Origin of the sequence: Buttiauxella sp. 3AFRM03, assembly GCF_003675305.1 — a bacterium.
GTDB lineage: Bacteria > Pseudomonadota > Gammaproteobacteria > Enterobacterales > Enterobacteriaceae > Buttiauxella > Buttiauxella ferragutiae.
In genome coordinates this window covers 1,059,128-1,078,898 of record NZ_CP033076.1, presented here as the reverse complement: position 1 = coordinate 1,078,898, position 19,771 = coordinate 1,059,128, and the positions used below count along the sequence as shown (strand labels likewise).

The 19,771-nt window shown below is 50.2% G+C and carries 23 protein-coding genes; 22 read left to right on the top strand and 1 reads right to left on the bottom strand.

Going from position 1 to position 19,771, the window contains the following annotated elements:
- Nucleotides 1-78: 78 nt before the first annotated feature.
- From yceD to D8682_RS06475, 22 genes are all read left to right on the top strand, one after another.
- The gene (gene yceD, locus D8682_RS06580; RefSeq protein ID WP_034456169.1) at nucleotides 79-600 is read left to right on the top strand and encodes a 23S rRNA accumulation protein YceD; all 522 of its coding nucleotides are present in this window, start codon (nucleotides 79-81) and stop codon (nucleotides 598-600) included.
- Nucleotides 601-616: 16 nt separating this feature from the next.
- Nucleotides 617-787: a 50S ribosomal protein L32 gene (gene rpmF / locus D8682_RS06575; protein WP_034456167.1), complete on the top strand. Its 171-nt coding sequence runs from the start codon at nucleotides 617-619 to the stop codon at nucleotides 785-787.
- A gap of 11 nt (nucleotides 788-798) precedes the next feature.
- A complete protein-coding gene (gene plsX / locus D8682_RS06570; protein WP_121813861.1) occupies nucleotides 799-1,833 on the top strand; it encodes a phosphate acyltransferase PlsX in 1,035 nt (344 codons plus the stop codon).
- Between the two features lie 5 nt (nucleotides 1,834-1,838).
- On the top strand, nucleotides 1,839-2,792 hold the full coding sequence (locus D8682_RS06565) for a beta-ketoacyl-ACP synthase III (protein ID WP_064547819.1): 954 nt from the start codon (nucleotides 1,839-1,841) through the stop codon (nucleotides 2,790-2,792).
- A 17-nt stretch (nucleotides 2,793-2,809) separates the two neighbouring features.
- Nucleotides 2,810-3,739 (top strand): ACP S-malonyltransferase, encoded by a 930-nt coding sequence (gene fabD / locus D8682_RS06560; RefSeq protein WP_064547817.1) that lies wholly within the window; start codon nucleotides 2,810-2,812, stop codon nucleotides 3,737-3,739.
- Nucleotides 3,740-3,752: 13 nt separating this feature from the next.
- Nucleotides 3,753-4,487 carry a 3-oxoacyl-ACP reductase FabG gene (gene fabG / locus D8682_RS06555; RefSeq protein WP_064547814.1) on the top strand — a complete coding sequence of 245 codons (735 nt, stop codon included), beginning with the start codon at nucleotides 3,753-3,755 and terminating at the stop codon, nucleotides 4,485-4,487.
- Nucleotides 4,488-4,641: 154 nt separating this feature from the next.
- Nucleotides 4,642-4,878, top strand: coding sequence for an acyl carrier protein (gene acpP / locus D8682_RS06550; protein WP_034456161.1), 237 nt, complete (start codon nucleotides 4,642-4,644; stop codon nucleotides 4,876-4,878).
- 87 nt (nucleotides 4,879-4,965) lie between these two features.
- Complete coding sequence (fabF, locus tag D8682_RS06545; RefSeq protein WP_064547812.1) at nucleotides 4,966-6,207, top strand: beta-ketoacyl-ACP synthase II; 1,242 nt, start codon at nucleotides 4,966-4,968, stop codon at nucleotides 6,205-6,207.
- A 113-nt stretch (nucleotides 6,208-6,320) separates the two neighbouring features.
- Complete coding sequence (gene pabC, locus D8682_RS06540) at nucleotides 6,321-7,121, top strand: aminodeoxychorismate lyase (protein ID WP_121813860.1); 801 nt, start codon at nucleotides 6,321-6,323, stop codon at nucleotides 7,119-7,121.
- Nucleotides 7,122-7,131: 10 nt separating this feature from the next.
- Nucleotides 7,132-8,154 carry a cell division protein YceG gene (gene yceG, locus D8682_RS06535; RefSeq protein ID WP_121815653.1) on the top strand — a complete coding sequence of 341 codons (1,023 nt, stop codon included), beginning with the start codon at nucleotides 7,132-7,134 and terminating at the stop codon, nucleotides 8,152-8,154.
- Complete coding sequence (gene tmk / locus D8682_RS06530; RefSeq protein WP_064547808.1) at nucleotides 8,144-8,782, top strand: dTMP kinase; 639 nt, start codon at nucleotides 8,144-8,146, stop codon at nucleotides 8,780-8,782. Before yceG ends, tmk begins: the two co-directional genes overlap by 11 nt.
- On the top strand, nucleotides 8,782-9,789 hold the full coding sequence (holB, locus tag D8682_RS06525) for a DNA polymerase III subunit delta' (RefSeq protein ID WP_121813859.1): 1,008 nt from the start codon (nucleotides 8,782-8,784) through the stop codon (nucleotides 9,787-9,789). The genes tmk and holB overlap by 1 nt, the downstream gene beginning before the upstream one ends.
- Nucleotides 9,790-9,799: 10 nt before the next feature.
- Entirely contained in the window at nucleotides 9,800-10,594 is a 795-nt protein-coding gene (locus tag D8682_RS06520; RefSeq protein WP_121813858.1) for a metal-dependent hydrolase, read from the top strand.
- Nucleotides 10,595-10,895: 301 nt separating this feature from the next.
- Nucleotides 10,896-12,329: a PTS glucose transporter subunit IIBC gene (ptsG, locus tag D8682_RS06515; RefSeq protein ID WP_064547802.1), complete on the top strand. Its 1,434-nt coding sequence runs from the start codon at nucleotides 10,896-10,898 to the stop codon at nucleotides 12,327-12,329.
- A gap of 149 nt (nucleotides 12,330-12,478) precedes the next feature.
- Entirely contained in the window at nucleotides 12,479-12,835 is a 357-nt protein-coding gene (gene hinT, locus D8682_RS06510; protein WP_064547800.1) for a purine nucleoside phosphoramidase, read from the top strand.
- Between the two features lie 4 nt (nucleotides 12,836-12,839).
- Nucleotides 12,840-13,214 (top strand): YcfL family protein, encoded by a 375-nt coding sequence (locus tag D8682_RS06505; RefSeq protein ID WP_064547798.1) that lies wholly within the window; start codon nucleotides 12,840-12,842, stop codon nucleotides 13,212-13,214.
- 55 nt (nucleotides 13,215-13,269) lie between these two features.
- Nucleotides 13,270-13,866 (top strand): penicillin-binding protein activator LpoB, encoded by a 597-nt coding sequence (gene lpoB / locus D8682_RS06500; protein WP_232886550.1) that lies wholly within the window; start codon nucleotides 13,270-13,272, stop codon nucleotides 13,864-13,866.
- On the top strand, nucleotides 13,844-14,674 hold the full coding sequence (thiK, locus tag D8682_RS06495) for a thiamine kinase (protein ID WP_121813857.1): 831 nt from the start codon (nucleotides 13,844-13,846) through the stop codon (nucleotides 14,672-14,674). Before lpoB ends, thiK begins: the two co-directional genes overlap by 23 nt.
- 15 nt (nucleotides 14,675-14,689) lie before the next feature.
- Nucleotides 14,690-15,715, top strand: coding sequence for a beta-N-acetylhexosaminidase (nagZ, locus tag D8682_RS06490; RefSeq protein ID WP_064547791.1), 1,026 nt, complete (start codon nucleotides 14,690-14,692; stop codon nucleotides 15,713-15,715).
- Between the two features lie 42 nt (nucleotides 15,716-15,757).
- Nucleotides 15,758-16,300, top strand: coding sequence for an alpha/beta hydrolase YcfP (gene ycfP / locus D8682_RS06485; RefSeq protein WP_121813856.1), 543 nt, complete (start codon nucleotides 15,758-15,760; stop codon nucleotides 16,298-16,300).
- A gap of 226 nt (nucleotides 16,301-16,526) precedes the next feature.
- Nucleotides 16,527-17,831 (top strand): NAD(P)/FAD-dependent oxidoreductase, encoded by a 1,305-nt coding sequence (locus D8682_RS06480; RefSeq protein ID WP_064547787.1) that lies wholly within the window; start codon nucleotides 16,527-16,529, stop codon nucleotides 17,829-17,831.
- Nucleotides 17,832-18,007: 176 nt separating this feature from the next.
- Nucleotides 18,008-18,544, top strand: coding sequence for a glycine zipper 2TM domain-containing protein (locus D8682_RS06475; RefSeq protein ID WP_064547785.1), 537 nt, complete (start codon nucleotides 18,008-18,010; stop codon nucleotides 18,542-18,544).
- Between the two features lie 87 nt (nucleotides 18,545-18,631).
- Here D8682_RS06475 and D8682_RS06470 read toward each other — a convergent pair whose 3' ends face one another.
- Nucleotides 18,632-19,660 (bottom strand): Gfo/Idh/MocA family oxidoreductase, encoded by a 1,029-nt coding sequence (locus D8682_RS06470; protein ID WP_121813855.1) that lies wholly within the window; start codon nucleotides 19,658-19,660, stop codon nucleotides 18,632-18,634.
- Between the last annotated feature and the right edge of the window lie 111 nt (nucleotides 19,661-19,771).

Here is a 19,771-nt window from a genome sequence, read left to right as displayed (position 1 = left end):
TGCGAATAAGTAGAAAAGGCGCTGTTTACAGGCTTTTTCTTTGACTCTATGACGTTACAAAGTTAATATGCGCGCCCTATGCAAAAAGTAAAATTACCCCTGACTCTCGATCCGGTTCGTACGGCTCAAAAACGCCTTGATTACACGGGTGTTTACACCCCTATTCAGGTTGAGCGTGTCGCCGAATTTGTAGTCAGTGTAGACAGTGATGTGGAATGCGATATGTCATTTGCCATCGATAACCAACGCCTCGCGGTTCTTACCGGTGATGCGAAGGTTTCGGTAACATTGGCATGTCAGCGTTGCGGAAAGCCGTTTGCCCATCAGGTCTACACACAGTATTGTTTTAGCCCGATCGTCAAAGACGAGCAGGCTGAAGCACTCCCGGAAGGATATGAACCAGTTCAGGTCAACGAATTTGGTGAAATCGATCTTCTGGCGTTGGTTGAAGATGAAATTATCCTCTCCTTGCCAGTTGTTCCGGTGCATGATTCTGAACACTGTGAAGTGTCCGAGGCGGACATGGTATTTGGCAAACTGCCTTCCGAGGCGGAGAAACCAAACCCATTTGCCGTATTAGCCAGTTTAAAGCATAAGTAATTGAGGAGTAAGGTCCATGGCCGTACAACAGAATAAACCAACCCGTTCTAAACGTGGCATGCGTCGTTCCCATGACGCGCTGACCACAGCAGCAGTGTCCGTGGACAAAGTTTCTGGCGAAACTCATCTGCGTCACCACATCACCGCCGACGGTTTCTACCGCGGTCGCAAGGTTATCGCTAAGTAATTGGCGATACCTTGAGACGTCTAACCCTTGCGTTAGATGCCATGGGTGGGGACTTCGGTCCTTCCGTGACAGTGCCTGCAGCTTTGCAGGCACTGGACTCTAACTCTCAGCTAAACCTTCTATTAGTCGGCGACCCCGACGCCATCACGCCATTACTTGCCAAAGCTGATTTTGAAAAACGTTCACGAGCGCAGATAGTTCCTGCGGAATCGGTTATTGCCAGTGATGCAAGAGTTTCGCAAGCGATTCGTAACAGTCGCGGAACCTCAATGCGAGTGGCGCTTGAGTTAGTAAAAGAAGGGCGAGCGGAGGCTTGTGTCAGTGCAGGAAATACTGGTGCGCTGATGGGCCTGGCTAAATTATTGCTCAAACCGATTGAAGGGATTGAGCGCCCAGCGTTGATGACGGTTTTACCGCATCAACAAAAGGGTAAAACTGTCGTGCTGGATCTCGGTGCGAACGTTGATTGTGACAGTAATATGTTGGTGCAATTCGCGATAATGGGTTCTGTGATGGCTGAAGAAGTACTCGGCATCAACTCCCCGCGAGTCGCTTTGCTGAACATCGGCGAAGAGGAGACTAAAGGTCTCGATAGTATTCGTGATGCCTCAGCTTTATTAAAAACAATGCCTTCTATCAACTATATTGGCTATCTTGAAGCGAACGAGCTGTTGACGGGAAAAACCGATGTGCTGGTGTGTGATGGCTTTGTCGGTAACGTCACCCTCAAGACGATGGAAGGGGTTGCCAGAATGTTCCTTTCGCTTTTGAAATCTCAAGGTGAAGGGAAAAAAAGGTCGTGGTGGCTAATAATATTGAAGCATTGGTTACAAAAGAGCCTGACCAGGCGATTCAGTCACCTCAACCCCGACCAGTATAATGGCGCCTGTCTGTTAGGATTGCGCGGCACAGTGATTAAGAGTCACGGAGCGGCCAATCAGCGAGCGTTTGTTGTCGCTATTGAACAGGCAGTGCAGGCGGTGGCGCGGCAAGTCCCTACACGGATTGCTGCCCGCCTGGAATCTGTATTACCCAAGAGTGACTGACGTACATGTATACGAAGATTATTGGTACGGGCAGCTATTTGCCCGAACACGTGCGTACCAACGCCGACCTGGAAAAAATGGTGGATACTTCTGACGAGTGGATTGTCACCCGTACAGGTATTCGTGAACGTCGAATTGCTGGGCCAGATGAAACCGTTGCAACAATGGCTTTTGCTGCGGCTACGCGTGCGCTTGAAATGGCAGAAATCGATAAGTCTGAAATTGGGCTGATTATCGTTGCCACAACTTCTTCAACGCACGCTTTCCCAAGTGCTGCCTGCCAGGTGCAGGCAATGTTAGGGATTAAAGGCTGCCCTGCATTTGATGTTGCAGCCGCTTGCGCAGGTTTTACCTACGCCCTGAGCGTGGCAGACCTATATGTGAAGTCTGGTGCAGTAAAACATGCGCTGGTTATTGGTTCTGATGTGCTGGCTCGTACTTGCGATCCTACCGATCGTGGCACAATTATTATTTTTGGTGATGGTGCAGGGGCGGTTGTACTGAGTGCTTCTGAAGAGCCTGGTATCATTTCAACCCACCTGCATGCTGACGGTCGCTATGGTGAACTGCTGATGCTACCGAATGTCGATCGCGTGAATCCTGAAAATTCGATTCACCTGTCGATGGCCGGTAATGAAGTCTTTAAAGTCGCGGTTACAGAGCTTGCACACATTGTTGATGAGACCCTTGAGGCGAATAATCTGGATCGTTCGGATCTCGATTGGTTGGTGCCGCATCAGGCTAACTTACGCATTATCAGTGCCACGGCCAAGAAACTTGGCATGTCATTAGATAATGTGGTTGTGACTCTTGATCGCCACGGCAACACCTCTGCGGCCTCTGTACCGGCAGCGTTTGACGAAGCTGTTCGTGATGGTCGAATTCAACGTGGCCAACTGGTATTGCTCGAAGCCTTCGGTGGCGGCTTTACCTGGGGTTCAGCACTGGTTCGTTTTTGATTATTAGGGATTTAACCATGACTCAATTTGCTTTTGTTTTCCCAGGCCAGGGTTCGCAAGCACCAGGTATGCTGGCAGAAATCGCAGCAGCAAACCCTGTTGTAGAAGCGACCTTCCGTGAAGCTTCTGCTGCTCTGGGCTATGATTTGTGGGCATTGACCCAACAAGGTCCTGCGGAAGAGTTGAACAAAACCTGGCAGACTCAGCCTGCTTTGCTTACCGCATCTGTTGCTTTATGGCGTGTCTGGCAGCAGCAAGGTGGCAAAACGCCTGTTATGATGGCAGGCCACAGTCTGGGCGAATATTCTGCTCTGGTTTGTGCTGGTGTGATTGATTTTGCTGACGCGGTGCGTCTGGTTGAATTACGTGGCAAATTGATGCAGGAAGCGGTTCCTGCTGGCACAGGTGCAATGTATGCCATCATCGGTCTTGATGATGCATCAATTGCCAAAGCTTGTGAAGAAGCGGCTCAAGGCGAAGTAGTCTCTCCGGTGAACTATAACTCACCAGGCCAGGTCGTGATCGCGGGTAATAAAGACGCAGTTGAGCGTGCAGGTGCAGCTTGTAAAGCCGCCGGTGCAAAACGTGCACTGCCATTGCCTGTCAGTGTGCCTTCTCACTGTGCGCTGATGAAACCAGCGGCAGATAAACTGGCAGTCGCGCTGGAAAATATTACTTTCAATGCGCCAACTGTTCCGGTTGTGAACAATGTGGACGTGAAGTGCGAAACATCACCAGAAGCTATTCGTAGCGCGCTGGTGCGCCAATTGTACAGCCCAGTACAATGGACTAAATCAGTTGAATTTATGGCAGCACAGGGTGTGACCCAGTTGCTGGAAGTAGGGCCTGGTAAAGTATTGACTGGCCTGACAAAGCGTATTGTTGACACACTGACAGCATCGGCGATTAACGAGCCGGTAGCTCTGTCAGCGGCGCTCGAGCAATAAGACGAGGATGACCATGAGTTTTGAAGGAAAAATTGCGCTGGTAACCGGTGCAAGCCGCGGTATTGGCCGCGCAATCGCGGAAACCCTAGTGGCCCGTGGTGCGAAAGTTATCGGTACTGCGACCAGCGAAAGCGGTGCGCAGGCGATCAGTGATTATCTGGGCGATAACGGCAAAGGCTATATGCTGAATGTGACCGATCCTGCTTCGATTGAAGCTGTTTTAGGAAATATTCGCGCAGAATTTGGTGAAGTTGACATTCTGGTCAATAATGCCGGTATCACTCGTGATAATCTGTTAATGCGCATGAAAGATGACGAATGGAACGATATCATCGAAACCAATCTGTCATCAGTTTTCCGTCTGTCAAAAGCGGTAATGCGCGCTATGATGAAAAAGCGTCATGGTCGTATTATCACTATTGGTTCCGTGGTTGGTACCATGGGAAATGCTGGTCAGGCAAACTACGCTGCGGCGAAAGCGGGTCTGATTGGTTTCAGTAAATCACTGGCACGTGAAGTTGCGTCTCGTGGTATTACTGTAAACGTTGTTGCTCCGGGCTTTATTGAAACGGACATGACGCGTGCGCTTTCTGAAGAACAGCGTGCGGGTATACTGGCGGAAGTTCCAGCGGGTCGTTTAGGCGACGCAAAAGAAATCGCCAGTGCTGTTGCATTTTTAGCCTCTGACGAGGCGGGTTACATCTCTGGTGAAACCCTGCACGTCAATGGCGGAATGTATATGGTTTAACCACGATACAAAATATTTGCGTTATTTGGGCGAATGCCCGCAAAATAGCGTAAAATCGTGGTATGACCTGCCGGGATTTAGTTGCATCTTTTTCAACATTTTATACACTACGAAAACCATCGCGAAAGCGAGTTTTGATAGGAAATTTAAGAGTATGAGCACTATCGAAGAACGCGTTAAGAAAATTATTGGCGAACAACTGGGCGTTAAGCAGGAAGAAGTTATCAACTCCGCTTCCTTCGTAGAGGACCTGGGCGCTGATTCTCTTGACACCGTTGAGCTGGTAATGGCTCTGGAAGAAGAGTTTGATACTGAGATTCCGGACGAAGAAGCTGAGAAAATCACCACTGTTCAGGCTGCCATTGATTACATCAACGGTCACCAGGCGTAAGTGAACATCTCCAGGCGGTCATTCGACCGCCTGAGTTTTATCTAATTGTCCCACTAGTATTATTTTTTCCCTCCCTGGAGGACAAACGTGTCTAAGCGTCGTGTAGTTGTGACCGGACTGGGCATGTTGTCTCCTGTCGGCAATACCGTAGAGTCTAGCTGGAAAGCTCTCCTTGCCGGTCAGAGTGGCATCAGCCTAATCGACCATTTCGATACTACCGCCTATGCAACGAAATTTGCTGGCTTAGTAAAGGATTTTAACTGTGACGACATCATTTCGCGCAAAGAACAGCGCAAAATGGATGCCTTCATTCAATATGGAATTGTTGCTGGCCACCAGGCCATGCTGGATTCTGGTCTGGAAGTAACAGAAGAGAATGCAATCCGTATCGGTGCCGCAATTGGTTCTGGTATTGGTGGTCTGGGTCTTATCGAAGAGAACCACTCCTCGTTGGTCAACGGTGGTCCACGTAAGATCAGCCCATTCTTTGTACCATCCACTATTGTGAATATGGTAGCAGGTCATTTGACCATTATGTTTGGCCTGCGCGGCCCAAGCATTTCCATTGCTACAGCTTGTACTTCTGGTGTGCATAACATCGGTCAGGCAGCACGTATGATCGCCTACGGCGATGCAGACGCTATGCTGGCAGGTGGCGCAGAGAAGGCGAGTACTCCGCTGGGCGTGGGTGGCTTTGGTGCGGCACGTGCACTTTCTACCCGTAACGAAAACCCACAAGCGGCAAGCCGTCCGTGGGATAAAGACCGTGATGGTTTTGTACTGGGTGATGGCGCAGGCATGATGGTACTCGAAGAGTACGAACATGCTAAGAAACGTGGCGCGAAAATCTATGCAGAAGTCGTTGGTTTTGGTATGAGCAGCGATGCTTATCACATGACTTCTCCGCCGGAGTCAGGTGCAGGTGCTGCACTGGCGATGGAAAATGCTCTGCGTGATGCAGGTATTACCCCTGGTATGGTGGGCTATGTGAATGCGCATGGCACTTCAACGCCAGCTGGCGATAAAGCTGAAACACAAGCGGTTAAGACTATTTTTGGTGAAGATGCCAGGCGTGTTCTGGTGAGCTCAACTAAGTCTATGACCGGTCACCTGTTAGGTGCTGCAGGGGCTGTAGAGTCAATCTACTCCGTCCTCGCACTGCGCGATCAGGCGATTCCACCAACAATTAACCTTGATAACCCTGACGAAGGTTGCGATTTGGACTTTGTTCCTCATGTTGCTCGCCAGGTGAAAGGAATGGAATACACTCTGTGTAATTCATTCGGGTTTGGTGGTACCAACGGCTCATTGATCTTTAAAAAGATCTAAGTCGTTACTTATAAAGGGCTCGCTTGCGGGCCCTTTATACATCTGAAATGTCCCCTCTTGCTGCAAACCCTTCGCACTGGCACTCTTAACTCACAGAACATTGAGGAGTTGTAATGTATTTAATCAATGGTGAGTTAACGGAAAATCTGGCGGCGAACGATCGCGCTGTGCAGTTCGGTGATGGCTGCTTCACCACGGCGCGTGCTTGCAACGGCAGCATTCGTTTTTTAGAACAACACCTCGCTCGATTGCAGCAAGCCTGTGAAAAACTCCTGATTCCATTTGTCGATTGGTCACTGCTGGAAAATGAAATGCAGCAAATGGCGGCGGTTGAACAACAAGCCGTGTTGAAGGTGATCATAACCAGAGGCAGCGGTGGGCGTGGTTATAGCGCCGCAAATTGCGTGCAGCCGACTCGCTTATTGTCGGTTTCTGCTTACCCTGCTTTTTATCCTCAGTGGCGCGCACACGGTATCTCCCTGGCGCTTAGCCCAATTCGGATGGGTATCAACCCACATCTCGCCGGAATTAAACACCTGAATCGGCTCGAACAAGTAATGATTCGTACGCATCTTGAACAGATGCCAGCCCAGGAGGCGCTGGTTCTTGACAGCGATGGGTGGCTTACGGAATGCTGTGCCGCTAATTTATTCTGGCGTAAAGGAACACAGGTATTTACGCCGTATGTAGATAAATCTGGTGTGAACGGCACCATGCGTCAGCATATTATCGCCTGTCTGGCTGATTCATCATGGCAGGTGACTGAAGTGCGCGAAAGATTAGACAGCCTGGCGACGGCTGATGAAGTGCTAATTTGCAACGCATTGATGCCGATTATCCCTGTGAACCAGGCTGAATCCTGGCAATATAAATCGCATGAGCTTTATCAATTTTTAGCACCACTTTGTGAGTAACCAATTATCAATGAAAAAGATGCTACGTTTCTTCCTGCTGTTGTTAGTGGTGCTTGGCGTGGCGGCAGGTGTTGGCTTATATAAAGTCCGTCAACTCGCCGACAGCCATCTGACCATCAAGCAAGACACCATATTTATGCTCAAGCCGGGCACGGGTCGCCTGGCGTTGGGTAAGCAGTTATATGAAGAAAAATTACTGAATCGCCCACGAGTATTCCAGTGGCTGTTAAAAGTTGAGCCAGACCTCGCTAAATTTAAAGCGGGCACTTATCGCTTTACCCCGCAAATGACGGTTCGAGATATGCTCAAACTGTTAGCCAGTGGCAAAGAAGCTCAATTTCCTATTCGATTTGTCGAAGGGACTCGTTTAAGTGACTGGCTAAAACAATTGCGCGAAGCACCGTTCATTCAGCACACCCTTAAAGATGATAACTACGCCACCGTTGCCGAAGTTTTAAAGCTTGAGCATCCAGATTGGGTTGAAGGGTGGTTCTTCCCCGATACCTGGCTTTACACTGCTAACACCACCGATATTGCGCTGTTAAAACGCGCCCATGAGCGCATGGTCAAAGCCGTTCAGACTGCATGGGATGGCAAAAAAGACGGATTGCCGTACAAAACGCAAAACGATTTGGTCACCATGGCCTCGATAATCGAGAAAGAAACCGCTGTGGCAGCAGAAAGAGATCAAGTCGCCTCGGTGTTCATCAACCGTTTACGCATCGGCATGCGTTTGCAAACCGACCCAACGGTAATTTACGGTATGGGTGAGAGCTATAATGGTAAGCTGTCGCGCAAAGATCTGGAAACGCCGACGCCATATAACACCTATGTGATTAGTGGCATGCCGCCAGGCCCAATCGCGATTCCTGGTAACGCTTCGTTGCAAGCCGCGGCAAACCCCGCGAAAACACCGTATCTCTATTTTGTCGCTGATGGAAAGGGCGGTCATACATTTAATACCAACCTTGCAGGTCATAATCAGGCTGTGCAGGTGTATCTCAAAGCACTGAAGGACAAGAATGGTCAGTAAATTTATCGTCATCGAAGGGCTCGAAGGGGCAGGGAAAACTAACGCACATAATGTGGTGGTTGCGACTTTAAAAGAGCTGGGGGTGACCGATCTGGTCTTCACGCGTGAACCCGGCGGCACGCCTCTTGCGGAAAGATTGCGTGAGTTGACGCTGAACAACAAAGGTATCGGCGATGAGATCGTAACGGATAAAGCTGAAGTGTTGATGTTCTACGCAGCACGCGTACAGCTTGTTGAAACGGTCATCAAACCGGCGCTGTCACGCGGAGCATGGGTTATTGGTGACCGTCATGACCTCTCGACGCAAGCATATCAGGGCGGTGGCCGTTGTATTGACCAGCAATTACTGATGGCACTGCGTAATACCGTGCTGGGTGATTTCTATCCTGATCTGACCATTTATCTTGATGTCACGCCGGAAGTTGGCCTGACTCGCGCCCGTGCGCGTGGTGAACTGGATCGCATCGAACAGGAGTCTATCGACTTCTTTAACCGCACCCGCGCCCGTTATCTGGAACTTGCTGCAAGCGACAGCCGTATCCGTACCATTGATGCGACACAAACCCTGGATAAAGTTTCACTAGACGTGCGTAACGCCGTGCTTGAGTGGGCTAAGGGGCTGGCGTAATGAAATGGTATCCATGGTTACGCGCGCCGTTTGAGCAAATCCTCAGCCAGTATCAGGCTGGGCGCGGGCACCATGCACTGTTGTTACATTCATTGTCTGGCATGGGGGACGACGCATTAATCTACGCTCTCACACGCTGGTTGATGTGCCAGAAACCGCAAGGAACGAAAAGCTGTGGCCAGTGCCGCAGTTGCCAGTTGATGCAGGCGGGAACACATCCTGACAGCTACGTGGTCGCGCCAGAAAAGGGCAAATCCAGTCTTGGTATTGATGCTATTCGTGAAATAACTGAAAAGCTTTACAGCCACGCTCAGCAGGGTGGAGCAAAAGTGGTCTGGCTGGAAGATGCCGGTTTACTTACCGAGGCGGCGGCCAATGCGTTGTTGAAAACACTCGAAGAACCGCCATCCAATACCTGGTTCTTTCTGGGGTGCCGTGAACCTGCGCGTTTACCCGCCACACTGCGTAGTCGCTGCCTGTACTGGTATCTGACTCCCCCAGACGAAAACTTTGCTCTCGCCTGGCTGGCCCGGGAAATCACGCTGGATAACGCGCAGCTGCGCGCCGCATTGCGCCTGAGTTCTGGCGCTCCCGCCGGTGCGCTGGCTCTGTTGCAACCTGAACAGTGGAAGCACCGCCAGACACTGTGCGAGAAACTCAACGAAGCTTGCGCCACAAAGAACATGCTGGCGTTATTGCCTGCTTTGAACAGTGATGATGCGACCGTTCGCGTCCATTGGTTATGCTCACTGCTGGTTGATGCACTAAAATGGCAGCAGGGTGCTACGCCGTGGTTGACCAATGATGATCAACATACATTGGTGGCAAATATTGCCAACAGCGCAAGCCCCGCGATGCTACAAGCTATTTTGCATAGCTGGTTTTCCTGCCGCGAAGCATTGCTGAGTGTCGTAGGTGTGAACCGCGAATTATTGCTGACTGAACAATTGCTCACCTGGGAGCGTTTAATGCAACCAGGTGCTGTCCTTCCTTCCTTCCATCTTTAAGAGTATCTGTATGTTCCTGGTTGACTCACATTGCCATCTTGATGGCCTGGATTATCAATCCCTGCATAAAAGCGTCGATGACGTCCTGGAAAAAGCGGCGGCACGTGATGTGAAATTCTGCCTTGCGGTTGCCACTACGCTCGACGGTTATCGCAATATGCGCCAATTAGTTGGTGAGCGTCACAATGTCGCTTATTCATGCGGTGTACACCCGCTGAATCAGGACGAAGAATATGACGTCGAGGAACTTCGCCGCCTAGCCGCCGATCCTGGCGTCGTTGCGCTGGGGGAAACGGGATTAGATTACTTCTATACCCCGGAAACCAAACCCCGCCAGCAGGAATCTTTCCGCCATCATATCCAGATTGGCCGTGAACTTAACAAGCCGGTGATTGTTCATACCCGAGATGCACGCGCCGATACCCTGGCCATTCTGCATGAAGAGAAAGTGACAGACTGCGGTGGGGTACTACACTGTTTTACAGAAGACAGAGAAACTGCTGCAAAATTGCTCGATATGGGTTTTTACATCTCTTTCTCCGGTATTGTGACTTTCCGCAATGCCGAACAACTCAGGGAAGCGGCGCGCTATGTGCCACTGGATCGCATATTGGTGGAAACCGACTCACCTTATCTTGCTCCGGTGCCGCATCGTGGTAAGGAAAATCAACCGGCAATGACGCGCGATGTTGCGGAATATATGGCGGTACTGAAAGGTGTTTCACTTGAGGAATTGGCCGTTGTGACGACAAAAAACTTCGCCACTTTGTTCCATATTCCTGACTCCCGCCTGCAATCCGTTTGATAAGTCTAAGTTATTTTAAAGCTCGTAATTAATGATCGAAGCGAGTACAGTGCACCACCCCAAAAAGGGTGGTGCAGACTCTTTTTGTAACGTTTAGAAACGTGTTTTGTAAATTAATGAAAGTTTTTCATATGGCTTTTAGAGAAACGTGATAGCCGTCAAACAAAAAATCTTCGATTTATTTTACTCTGCGTAATAAATCAAAGGGCACTTAAGATGCCTGTATATGGACCGGATCTCCCCCCAGTCCGATGCGCATAACGCGTAAAAAAAAGCACAAATACTCAGGAGCACTCTCAATATGTTTAAGAATGCATTTGCTAACCTGCAAAAGGTGGGTAAATCGCTGATGCTGCCAGTATCCGTACTGCCAATCGCAGGTATCCTGCTGGGCGTCGGTTCTGCAAACTTCAGCTGGCTGCCAGCAGTCGTTTCTCATGTAATGGCGGAAGCTGGCGGTTCAGTATTCGCCAATATGCCGCTGATTTTTGCTATCGGTGTGGCATTAGGCTTCACGAATAACGATGGCGTTTCTGCATTAGCCTCTGTGGTTGCATACGGCATCATGGTTAAGACCATGGCGGTTGTTGCACCTTTGGTTCTGCATATTCCTGCTGAAGAGATCGCGGCAAAACACCTGGCTGATACCGGTGTTCTGGGCGGTATCATCTCTGGTGCCATTGCAGCCTACATGTTTAACCGTTTCTACCGCATCAAGTTGCCAGAATACCTGGGCTTCTTCGCGGGTAAACGTTTCGTACCGATCATCTCCGGTCTGGCTGCGATCTTCATGGGTGTTGTGCTGTCCTTCATCTGGCCTCCAATCGGTACGGCTATTCAGACCTTCTCTCAGTGGGCTGCTTACCAGAACCCGGTTGTGGCATTCGGCATCTACGGTTTCGTAGAGCGCTGCCTGGTACCATTCGGTCTGCACCACATCTGGAACGTTCCATTCCAGATGCAAATTGGTGAATACACCAACGCTGCAGGTCAGGTCTTCCACGGCGATATCCCACGTTACATGGCAGGTGACCCAACTGCGGGCAAACTGTCTGGTGGCTTCCTGTTTAAAATGTACGGTCTGCCTGCTGCGGCTATCGCAATCTGGCACTCAGCTAAACCTGAGAACCGTGCAAAAGTCGGCGGTATCATGATCTCCGCTGCGTTGACCTCGTTCCTGACCGGTATTACCGAGCCAATCGAGTTCTCCTTCATGTTCGTTGCTCCAATCCTGTACATCATCCACGCGGTGTTGGCAGGCCTGGCATTCCCAATCTGTATCCTTCTGGGTATGCGTGACGGTACTTCCTTCTCTCACGGTCTGATTGACTTCATCGTGCTGAGCGGTAACAGCAGCAAATTGTGGTTGTTCCCAATTGTTGGCCTGTGCTACGCGGCGATTTACTACACCGTGTTCCGTGTGCTGATTAAAGCGCTTGACCTGAAAACTCCAGGTCGTGAAGACGCAACATCTGAGACGACTACCACTTCCACAAGCGAAATGGCACCAGCTCTGGTTAGCGCTTTCGGCGGTAAAGAAAACATCACTAACCTGGATGCGTGTATTACCCGTCTGCGTGTTAGCGTGGCCGACATTTCTAAAGTCGACCAGGCTGGCCTGAAGAAATTGGGTGCAGCAGGTGTAGTTGTAGCTGGTTCAGGTGTTCAGGCAATCTTCGGTACTAAATCCGATAACCTGAAAACTGAAATGGATGAGTGGATCCGTAACAGCTAATAAGAAGTTGGGGAGACTGAGGGAGGCCATTGGCCTCCCTTTTTTACGTCTACAATTCACAGGTTAAGGTTGAAAGAGTAGGTGTAACTCGCTCATACTCTTGGGCTATGTCACATAAAGTTCGCCACACATGAATAAAAGGTAACGTCATGGCCGAAGAAACCATTTTCAGTAAAATTATCCGCCGGGAAATTCCGGCTGATATCGTTTATCAAGATGAGTTAGTCACTGCATTCCGTGACATATCGCCACAGGCTCCAACCCACATCCTTATCATTCCTAATGTGCTGATCCCAACGGTTAACGACGTAACTACTGAGCATGAACTGGCACTAGGGCGCATGTTGATCGCAGCAGCAAAAATTGCTGAACAAGAAGGGATTGCAGAAGACGGCTATCGTCTGATCATGAACTGCAATCGCCATGGTGGACAGGAGGTTTACCACATTCACATGCACCTGCTGGGTGGCCGTGTGCTTGGGCCGATGCTGGCGCATAAAGGATAAATTGATGAAAGCGAACTCGCTGTTAACGCTACTGGCCATCATTTTTATGGTGGGATGCAGTTCCAAACCCGCGATTCCTGTCAGCGATGATCAAACGCTGGTGATGGAAACCTCGGTGCTTGCGGCGGGGATTAGTGCTGAAAAACCTGATATTTCAAGTGATAGCGGTGCCACTGTTTCACGTAGCCAGTTGTATAATGAGCAGTCTAAACCAGTCATCATCAGCTATCGTTTTTATTGGTATGACGACAAAGGGCTGGAAATTCATCCTCTCGAGCAGCCGCGCACGATTACGATACCTGCAAAATCTAGCGTTTCGGTGTCATCCATAGCCAGTTATCCAGACGCACGTCAAGTTCGTCTATCTCTCTCTTTATAAGGGGTGAATTTTGATTAAGGGAATCCATCGTTACCTGGTAATTATCGCCGCGGCGATGATTTTATCCGGGTGTATTAACCGTGGTGAAGCTCCTGCTCCTGTGGAAGAAGTGAAGCCAGTTCCGCAGCAGCCAGTTGAACCGCCACCGACTGTTCCAACGGTGCCGACTGTGCCAACTCAGCCAGGCCCAATTGAACAGCCACAGCCGACTATTCCTGCCACACCTAAAGTTCGTAGCTACGATTGGGGCAGCGCGATGCAGCCGATGGTTGGCAAAATGTTACAAGCCGATGGCGTGACAGCCGGCGGCGTTCTGCTGGTGGATAGCGTGAACAATCACACCAATGGTTCGCTGCAAACTGGTAAAGCGACCGAAGCGCTGCACGGTGCGTTGGCAAACAACGGCAAATTTACCCTTGTGTCGCCACAACAGCTTTCGCTGGCAAAACAACAACTCGGGTTATCGCCACAAGACAGCCTGGGTTCTCGTACTAAAGCGATTGGTATTGCCCGTAACGTTGGTGCGCAATATGTGCTGTATAGCAATGCCAGTGGCAACGTGAATGCACCAACGCTGAAAATGCAGTTGATGCTGGTACAGACCGGCGAAATTATTTGGTCAGGCAGCAGTGCTGTTCAACAAACCCAATAATTCGACACTGCAAAGTGTGATTGAAAAGTATCTTCCGGCGGCTCAGGCCGCCGGTTGCTTTTCTCCTCTTGAAGGATTGAGCGGCGGGAGCCTGCATTTCACCATTGGCACGCGGGAGTATGTCGCGCGACAACAGCTTGAAACCCCGATGCCGGGTGTTTCTCTCGCCCGGCAATATCGAGCGTTAACTCGAATTTCTCACGAAATTGGGTCACGTCCAGTTTGCCTCGCGAATGGCTGGTTAATCGTTGAATGGCTGGCTGGGGAGGTAAAATCGGAACTACCCTCACTGCATTCGCTCAATTCCTTACTGTATGATTTACATCATCAACCTTGTTTCGGCTGGCGAATCAATTTGTTGCCTTTACTGGAACACTATTGGCAAATGGCCGGGCCTGAGCGAAGAAGCCTGGCCTGGTTGCGTTGGCTTAAAAAGATGAACAAGCAGGGTGAGCCAAAACCGCTGCGCCTTGCTGCGCTGCATATGGATATTCATGCCGGTAACCTGGTGCATCAGGTGCAAAGTATCAAACTCATCGACTGGGAATACGCCGGTGATGGGGATGTGGCGCTGGAGCTGGCGGCTATTATTGCGGCCAATAATATTGATGGCGAGTCTTTGGTTCGCGCTTATGCTCAATTGAACCATATTCAGGTGGATAAATTACGCCGACAGGTCAGCCGCTGGCAACCGTGGGTTATTTTGCTGATGGCATCCTGGTATGAATGCCGCTGGCAACAAACGCAAGACAGAACATTTATAACCCTTGCAGACGAAGCATGGTGCCGTCTGCGAGCGTTTGATTAATTAAGAGAGGTTGATGTGGGTCCGGTAATGTTAGATGTGGCAGGCTTTGAGCTGGATGCCGAAGAGCGTGAAATTCTAAAGCACCCACTGGTCGGTGGGCTGATTATTTTTACCCGCAACTATCACGATCCTGAGCAACTCCGTGAGCTGGTTCGTCAAATCCGTGAAGCTTCTCACAATCGTCTGGTGGTTGCGGTTGACCAGGAAGGTGGGCGAGTTCAACGTTTCCGTGAAGGCTTTACCCGTTTGCCAGCAGCACAATCTTTTGCCGCAATACATGGCCTGGAGTTGGGTGGGAAACTGGCACAAGAAGCAGGCTGGTTGATGGCAAGCGAAATGATTGCCATGGATATCGACATCAGTTTCGCGCCAGTATTGGATATCGGCCATATCAGTGCCGCCATTGGTGAGCGTTCCTACCATGAAGAACCGCGTAAAGCGCTGGCGATGGCGACTCGCTTTATCGACGGCATGCACGCCGCAGGTATGAAAACCACCGGTAAACACTTCCCTGGCCACGGTGCGGTAACGGCTGATTCCCATAAAGAAACCCCGCGTGACCCGCGTGATGAAGCGCTGATCCGTGAACACGACATGCAGATTTTCCGCAGTCTGATTACTGATAACAAACTCGACGCCATTATGCCGGCGCACGTTATCTATACCGACGTCGATCCGCTTCCGGCGAGTGGTTCTCCGCACTGGCTGAAAACCGTTTTGCGTGGCGAGCTGGGCTTTAATGGCGTTATTTTCTCGGATGATTTATCAATGGAAGGCGCTGCCATCATGGGGAGCTACGCTGAACGCGGGCAAGCTTCTTTGGATGCAGGTTGCGATATGATCCTGGTCTGCAATAATCGTAATGGTGCGGTTAGCGTGTTAGATAACCTGTCTCCGGTCAAAGCAGAGCGTGTTACAGGTTTGTATCATAAAGGTTCATTTACCCGCCAGGAGCTGATGTCGTCAGCGCGCTGGAAGCAAGCAAACCAGCAACTTGAGGCGCTGCATGAGCAGTGGGAAGCCCACAAGGCGGGTCTTTAACTCATCAGGCCAAATGGCCTGAATTCGTGTGGTGAGGATGCAATGATTATCTATTTACACGGTTTCGACTCTAATAGTCCTGGTAACCATGAAAAGGTGCTGCAACTCCAGTTTATCGATCCGGACGTCCGCCTTATCAGTTACAGCACGCGGCATCCGAAACACGATATGCAGCATCTGCTCAAAGAAGTAGACAAAATGTTGCAACTCAGTGTCGATGAGCGGCCACTGATTTGCGGTGTCGGGCTTGGCGGTTTCTGGGCCGAGCGTATTGGTTTCTTGTGTGATATTCGCCAGGTGATTTTTAACCCAAATCTGTTCCCGCAAGAGAATATGGAAGGGAAAATCGACCGTCCTGAGGAATACACCGATATTGCCACCAAGTGCGTGCAGAATTTCCGCGAGAAAAACCGTGACCGTTGCCTGACCATTTTGTCGCGTAATGACGAAGCGCTGGATAACGCACGAGCCGCAGAACTGCTGCACCATTACTATGAGATCGTATGGGATCAGGAACAGACCCATAAATTCAAAAATATCTCACCACATTTGCAGCGGATTAAAGCGTTCAAGACTCTCGGCTAGCCGCGGGCTAAATAAGCAAAAAGTGAAAGGGTCAGCCAGGTGCTGGCCCTTTTTGTTTATCTTTTCGGCATAAAAATTTGACGCACATCAATTTTGGTATGACCAATACACCATCCATGTTATTCTTTGGTCATATTCGTGAGTTTGTTTAGCTAACTTGTTGTTAATTAAATGCTATTTACATAACCTTTAATTAACAATTGGTTAATATTTTAAGGGGGTCACTTTGACTACGCCATTAAGAAAGATTGTCATTGTCGGTGGTGGTGCTGGCGGACTTGAACTGGCCACTCAGTTAGGTAAAAAACTGGGTCGTGGTAAAAAAGCTAAGGTTACGCTTATCGACCGTAACCACAGCCATTTATGGAAACCGCTGCTGCACGAAGTGGCAACCGGTTCACTGGATGAAGGTGTAGACGCGCTGAGCTATCTGGCACATGCACGTAACCATCATTTCCAGTTCCAGCTTGGTTCCGTGGTCGACATTAACCGCGAAAGCAAAACTCTGACGCTCGCAGAACTGCGTGACGACAAAGGCGAGCTGCTGGTCCCTGAACGTAAAATTCCTTATGACACGCTGGTGATGGCGTTGGGTAGTACCTCCAACGACTTCAACACCCCAGGCGTTAAAGACAACTGTATCTTCCTCGATAACCCGCATCAGGCGCGCCGTTTCCATTCCGAAATGCTGAATCTGTTCCTCAAGTATTCTGCAAACCTCGGTGCCAGCGGCAAAGTTAACATCGCTATTGTTGGCGGTGGGGCGACGGGGGTTGAGCTGTCTGCTGAGCTGCATAACGCGGTGAAACAACTGCACAGCTACGGTTACAAAGGCCTGACTAACGAAGCGCTAAACGTAACGCTGGTCGAAGCCGGTGAACGTATTCTGCCTGCATTGCCGCCACGTATTTCTGCGGCGGCACACAGCGAGCTGACCAAACTGGGCGTGCGTGTTCTGACGCAAACCATGGTGACTTCCGCAGACGCGGGCGGCCTGAATACCAAAGACGGCGAATACATCGCAGCGGATTTGATGGTCTGGGCGGCAGGGATTAAAGCACCCGACTTTATGAAAGATATCGGTGGCCTTGAAACTAACCGTATCAATCAGTTAGTGACTGAGCCTACGCTGCAAACCACGCGTGACCCTGATATTTACGCGATTGGCGATTGTGCTTCATGTGCGCGCCCTGAAGGTGGCTTTGTGCCGCCACGTGCGCAAGCGGCGCACCAGATGGCGTCACTGGTTTTAACCAACATTCTTGCGCAGATGAAAGATAAGCCTCTGAAATCTTACATCTATAAAGACCACGGTTCGCTGGTGTCGCTGTCTAAGTTTTCCACCGTTGGCAGCCTGATGGGTAACCTGATGCGCGGCTCGATGATGGTAGAAGGGCGCATGGCGCGTTTCGTCTATATCTCGCTGTACCGTATGCACCAGGTTGCACTTCATGGTTACTTCAAAACCGGCCTGATGATGCTGGTGGGTAGCATCAACCGCGTGATCCGTCCGCGTCTGAAACTGCACTAATCGTCTGGCCAGCATGAAATTCAAACCCGACCACTTGTCGGGTTTTTCTTGCTTAGGAATTCTCTCAAACAGCTGTTTTCTCCGTAAGAATCTGCGTTTTTCATCCGTTGTCTGATTTGCCTGGTCCTACTCTGGTTGCAAAATTGTAAGCAATAGCAAAGTCAGGAGGATGTCCTGTGAATAAATCAATGTTAGCGGGTATAGGTATCGGTGTGGCCGCAGCACTGGGTGTGGCGGCGGTTGCCAGCATGAACGTTTTCGACCGTGGTCCTCAGTTCGCACAGGTGGTGTCAGCGACACCTATCAAGGAAACGGTAAAAACGCCACGTAAAGAGTGCCAGAACGTCGCGGTGACTCATCGCCGACCGGTACAAGATGAAAACCGCATCATCGGTTCAGCACTGGGTGCGGTTGCCGGTGGCGTGATTGGTCATCAGTTTGGCGGCGGACGCGGTAAAGATGTTGCCACAGTGGTGGGCGCATTAGGTGGGGGTTACGCAGGTAACCAGGTGCAAGGCAATATGCAGGACCGCGACACCTACACCACGACACAGCAAAAATGTAAAACCGTGTACGACAAGTCAGAAAAAATGCTCGGTTATGACGTCACATACCGCATCGGCGATCAGCAAGGGAAAATCCGCATGGATAAAGACCCTGGCAACCAGATCCCGCTGGATAACAATGGCCAGTTGGTTTTGACTAAAATCTAACCGATAACATGCCGGTATCATAGGGTGGATAAGCGATAGCGTCATCCACCAAAAAATGTAAACCCATCTGCAAAGATGGGTTTTTTGTTAATGGCGGCCACGTAACTGCTGCTGTAATTCCAGCAGCGCCGTCACTTCGGCTATCCGTCGCTGAGTGTAAGCAGGGATCTCCTCGGGTAAGCGTAAAAACAGCCTGTTCTCACCAAACACCACGTCATGTAAACAACGGTCATATAACGGCCCTGCAAGGGTTTGACGCCTGGTTTCGTGCTCAGTCGTCCGTTCAATCACTTCATTCTGGCCTTCACGGTCGATATTGATGACTCGCCCATCATGCAGATAGATACGCATGCCTTTTTGCCCACCCGCAGGGCCAGCATATTTATTAAGATGGAGAGTGAACGGAATATCGCTGAGGGTGCCGGTCAGCAGGGCTTCACCTTCTGCGGTGGTAAAATCGCCTGCTGCAATCTCATTTCCCAGACGGTCACGTGCGTAGCTCAACTCAATCTCTAACCGATGGTTACCACCTAACTGATAGAGTGTTTCGCGCATCATGGCGAGGACATGCGTGCCGATATCAACAATCACGCCGTCAGGATGACGTAGCTGGCGGGTATCCGCCTCACCGGTGGCAAAATTCAACGCGGCAGGCTCACCAGCGGCATTAAACCCACTGGGTTCCTGCAAAAAACCTTCGATGCGGCTTATTTCACTGATGTTGTGAATGCAGTCGCTAGCTTGAGTGCGAATCATCCAGTGATCCAGCGCCAGAACACGAGCGGCAGCTTGCGGTTGCTCGAGTAATGTTTCGAGTTTCTTAAGTTGCGTGAGCGTGGCGGCAACCGGCTTTTCAACGACGATTGCGGGAACACGGCTTTGCAAAACCCTTTCGAGCACGGGTAAATGATGAAGCGAAGAAGTGGTGATTAGCACCACGTCGAGCGGTTTAGCCAGCAGCGTATCAAGCGAATCACAACGGCTAATTCCCTCAAGCTGGCGCGCTGGGTCAGCGTCATAACCATAAAGTTCGAGAGCGGGAAGGGACATACGGCGTAAAGCCGGAAGATAAGCGGTTTCGATGACCGAACCTAAACCAATGATACCTGCCAACATATTCATAGTACCTATAATTAGAGTCCCTATGTTTTAAATGACTATCGATTTCGGGTCGAGTACCAATTTGTTTGTGGGCGTAAAAACAGACCGGTTTTTGACCGGCCTGTA

Coding starts and splice junctions, on each gene's coding strand:
- yceD (WP_034456169.1), top strand. CDS start 79: ATGCAAAAAGTAAAATTACCCCTGACTCTCGATCCGGTTCGTACGGCT.
- rpmF (WP_034456167.1), top strand. CDS start 617: ATGGCCGTACAACAGAATAAACCAACCCGTTCTAAACGTGGCATGCGT.
- D8682_RS06565 (WP_064547819.1), top strand. CDS start 1,839: ATGTATACGAAGATTATTGGTACGGGCAGCTATTTGCCCGAACACGTG.
- fabD (WP_064547817.1), top strand. CDS start 2,810: ATGACTCAATTTGCTTTTGTTTTCCCAGGCCAGGGTTCGCAAGCACCA.
- fabG (WP_064547814.1), top strand. CDS start 3,753: ATGAGTTTTGAAGGAAAAATTGCGCTGGTAACCGGTGCAAGCCGCGGT.
- acpP (WP_034456161.1), top strand. CDS start 4,642: ATGAGCACTATCGAAGAACGCGTTAAGAAAATTATTGGCGAACAACTG.
- pabC (WP_121813860.1), top strand. CDS start 6,321: ATGTATTTAATCAATGGTGAGTTAACGGAAAATCTGGCGGCGAACGAT.
- yceG (WP_121815653.1), top strand. CDS start 7,132: ATGAAAAAGATGCTACGTTTCTTCCTGCTGTTGTTAGTGGTGCTTGGC.
- tmk (WP_064547808.1), top strand. CDS start 8,144: ATGGTCAGTAAATTTATCGTCATCGAAGGGCTCGAAGGGGCAGGGAAA.
- holB (WP_121813859.1), top strand. CDS start 8,782: ATGAAATGGTATCCATGGTTACGCGCGCCGTTTGAGCAAATCCTCAGC.
- D8682_RS06520 (WP_121813858.1), top strand. CDS start 9,800: ATGTTCCTGGTTGACTCACATTGCCATCTTGATGGCCTGGATTATCAA.
- ptsG (WP_064547802.1), top strand. CDS start 10,896: ATGTTTAAGAATGCATTTGCTAACCTGCAAAAGGTGGGTAAATCGCTG.
- hinT (WP_064547800.1), top strand. CDS start 12,479: ATGGCCGAAGAAACCATTTTCAGTAAAATTATCCGCCGGGAAATTCCG.
- D8682_RS06505 (WP_064547798.1), top strand. CDS start 12,840: ATGAAAGCGAACTCGCTGTTAACGCTACTGGCCATCATTTTTATGGTG.
- lpoB (WP_232886550.1), top strand. CDS start 13,270: ATGATTTTATCCGGGTGTATTAACCGTGGTGAAGCTCCTGCTCCTGTG.
- ycfP (WP_121813856.1), top strand. CDS start 15,758: ATGATTATCTATTTACACGGTTTCGACTCTAATAGTCCTGGTAACCAT.
- D8682_RS06470 (WP_121813855.1), bottom strand. CDS start 19,660: ATGTTGGCAGGTATCATTGGTTTAGGTTCGGTCATCGAAACCGCTTAT.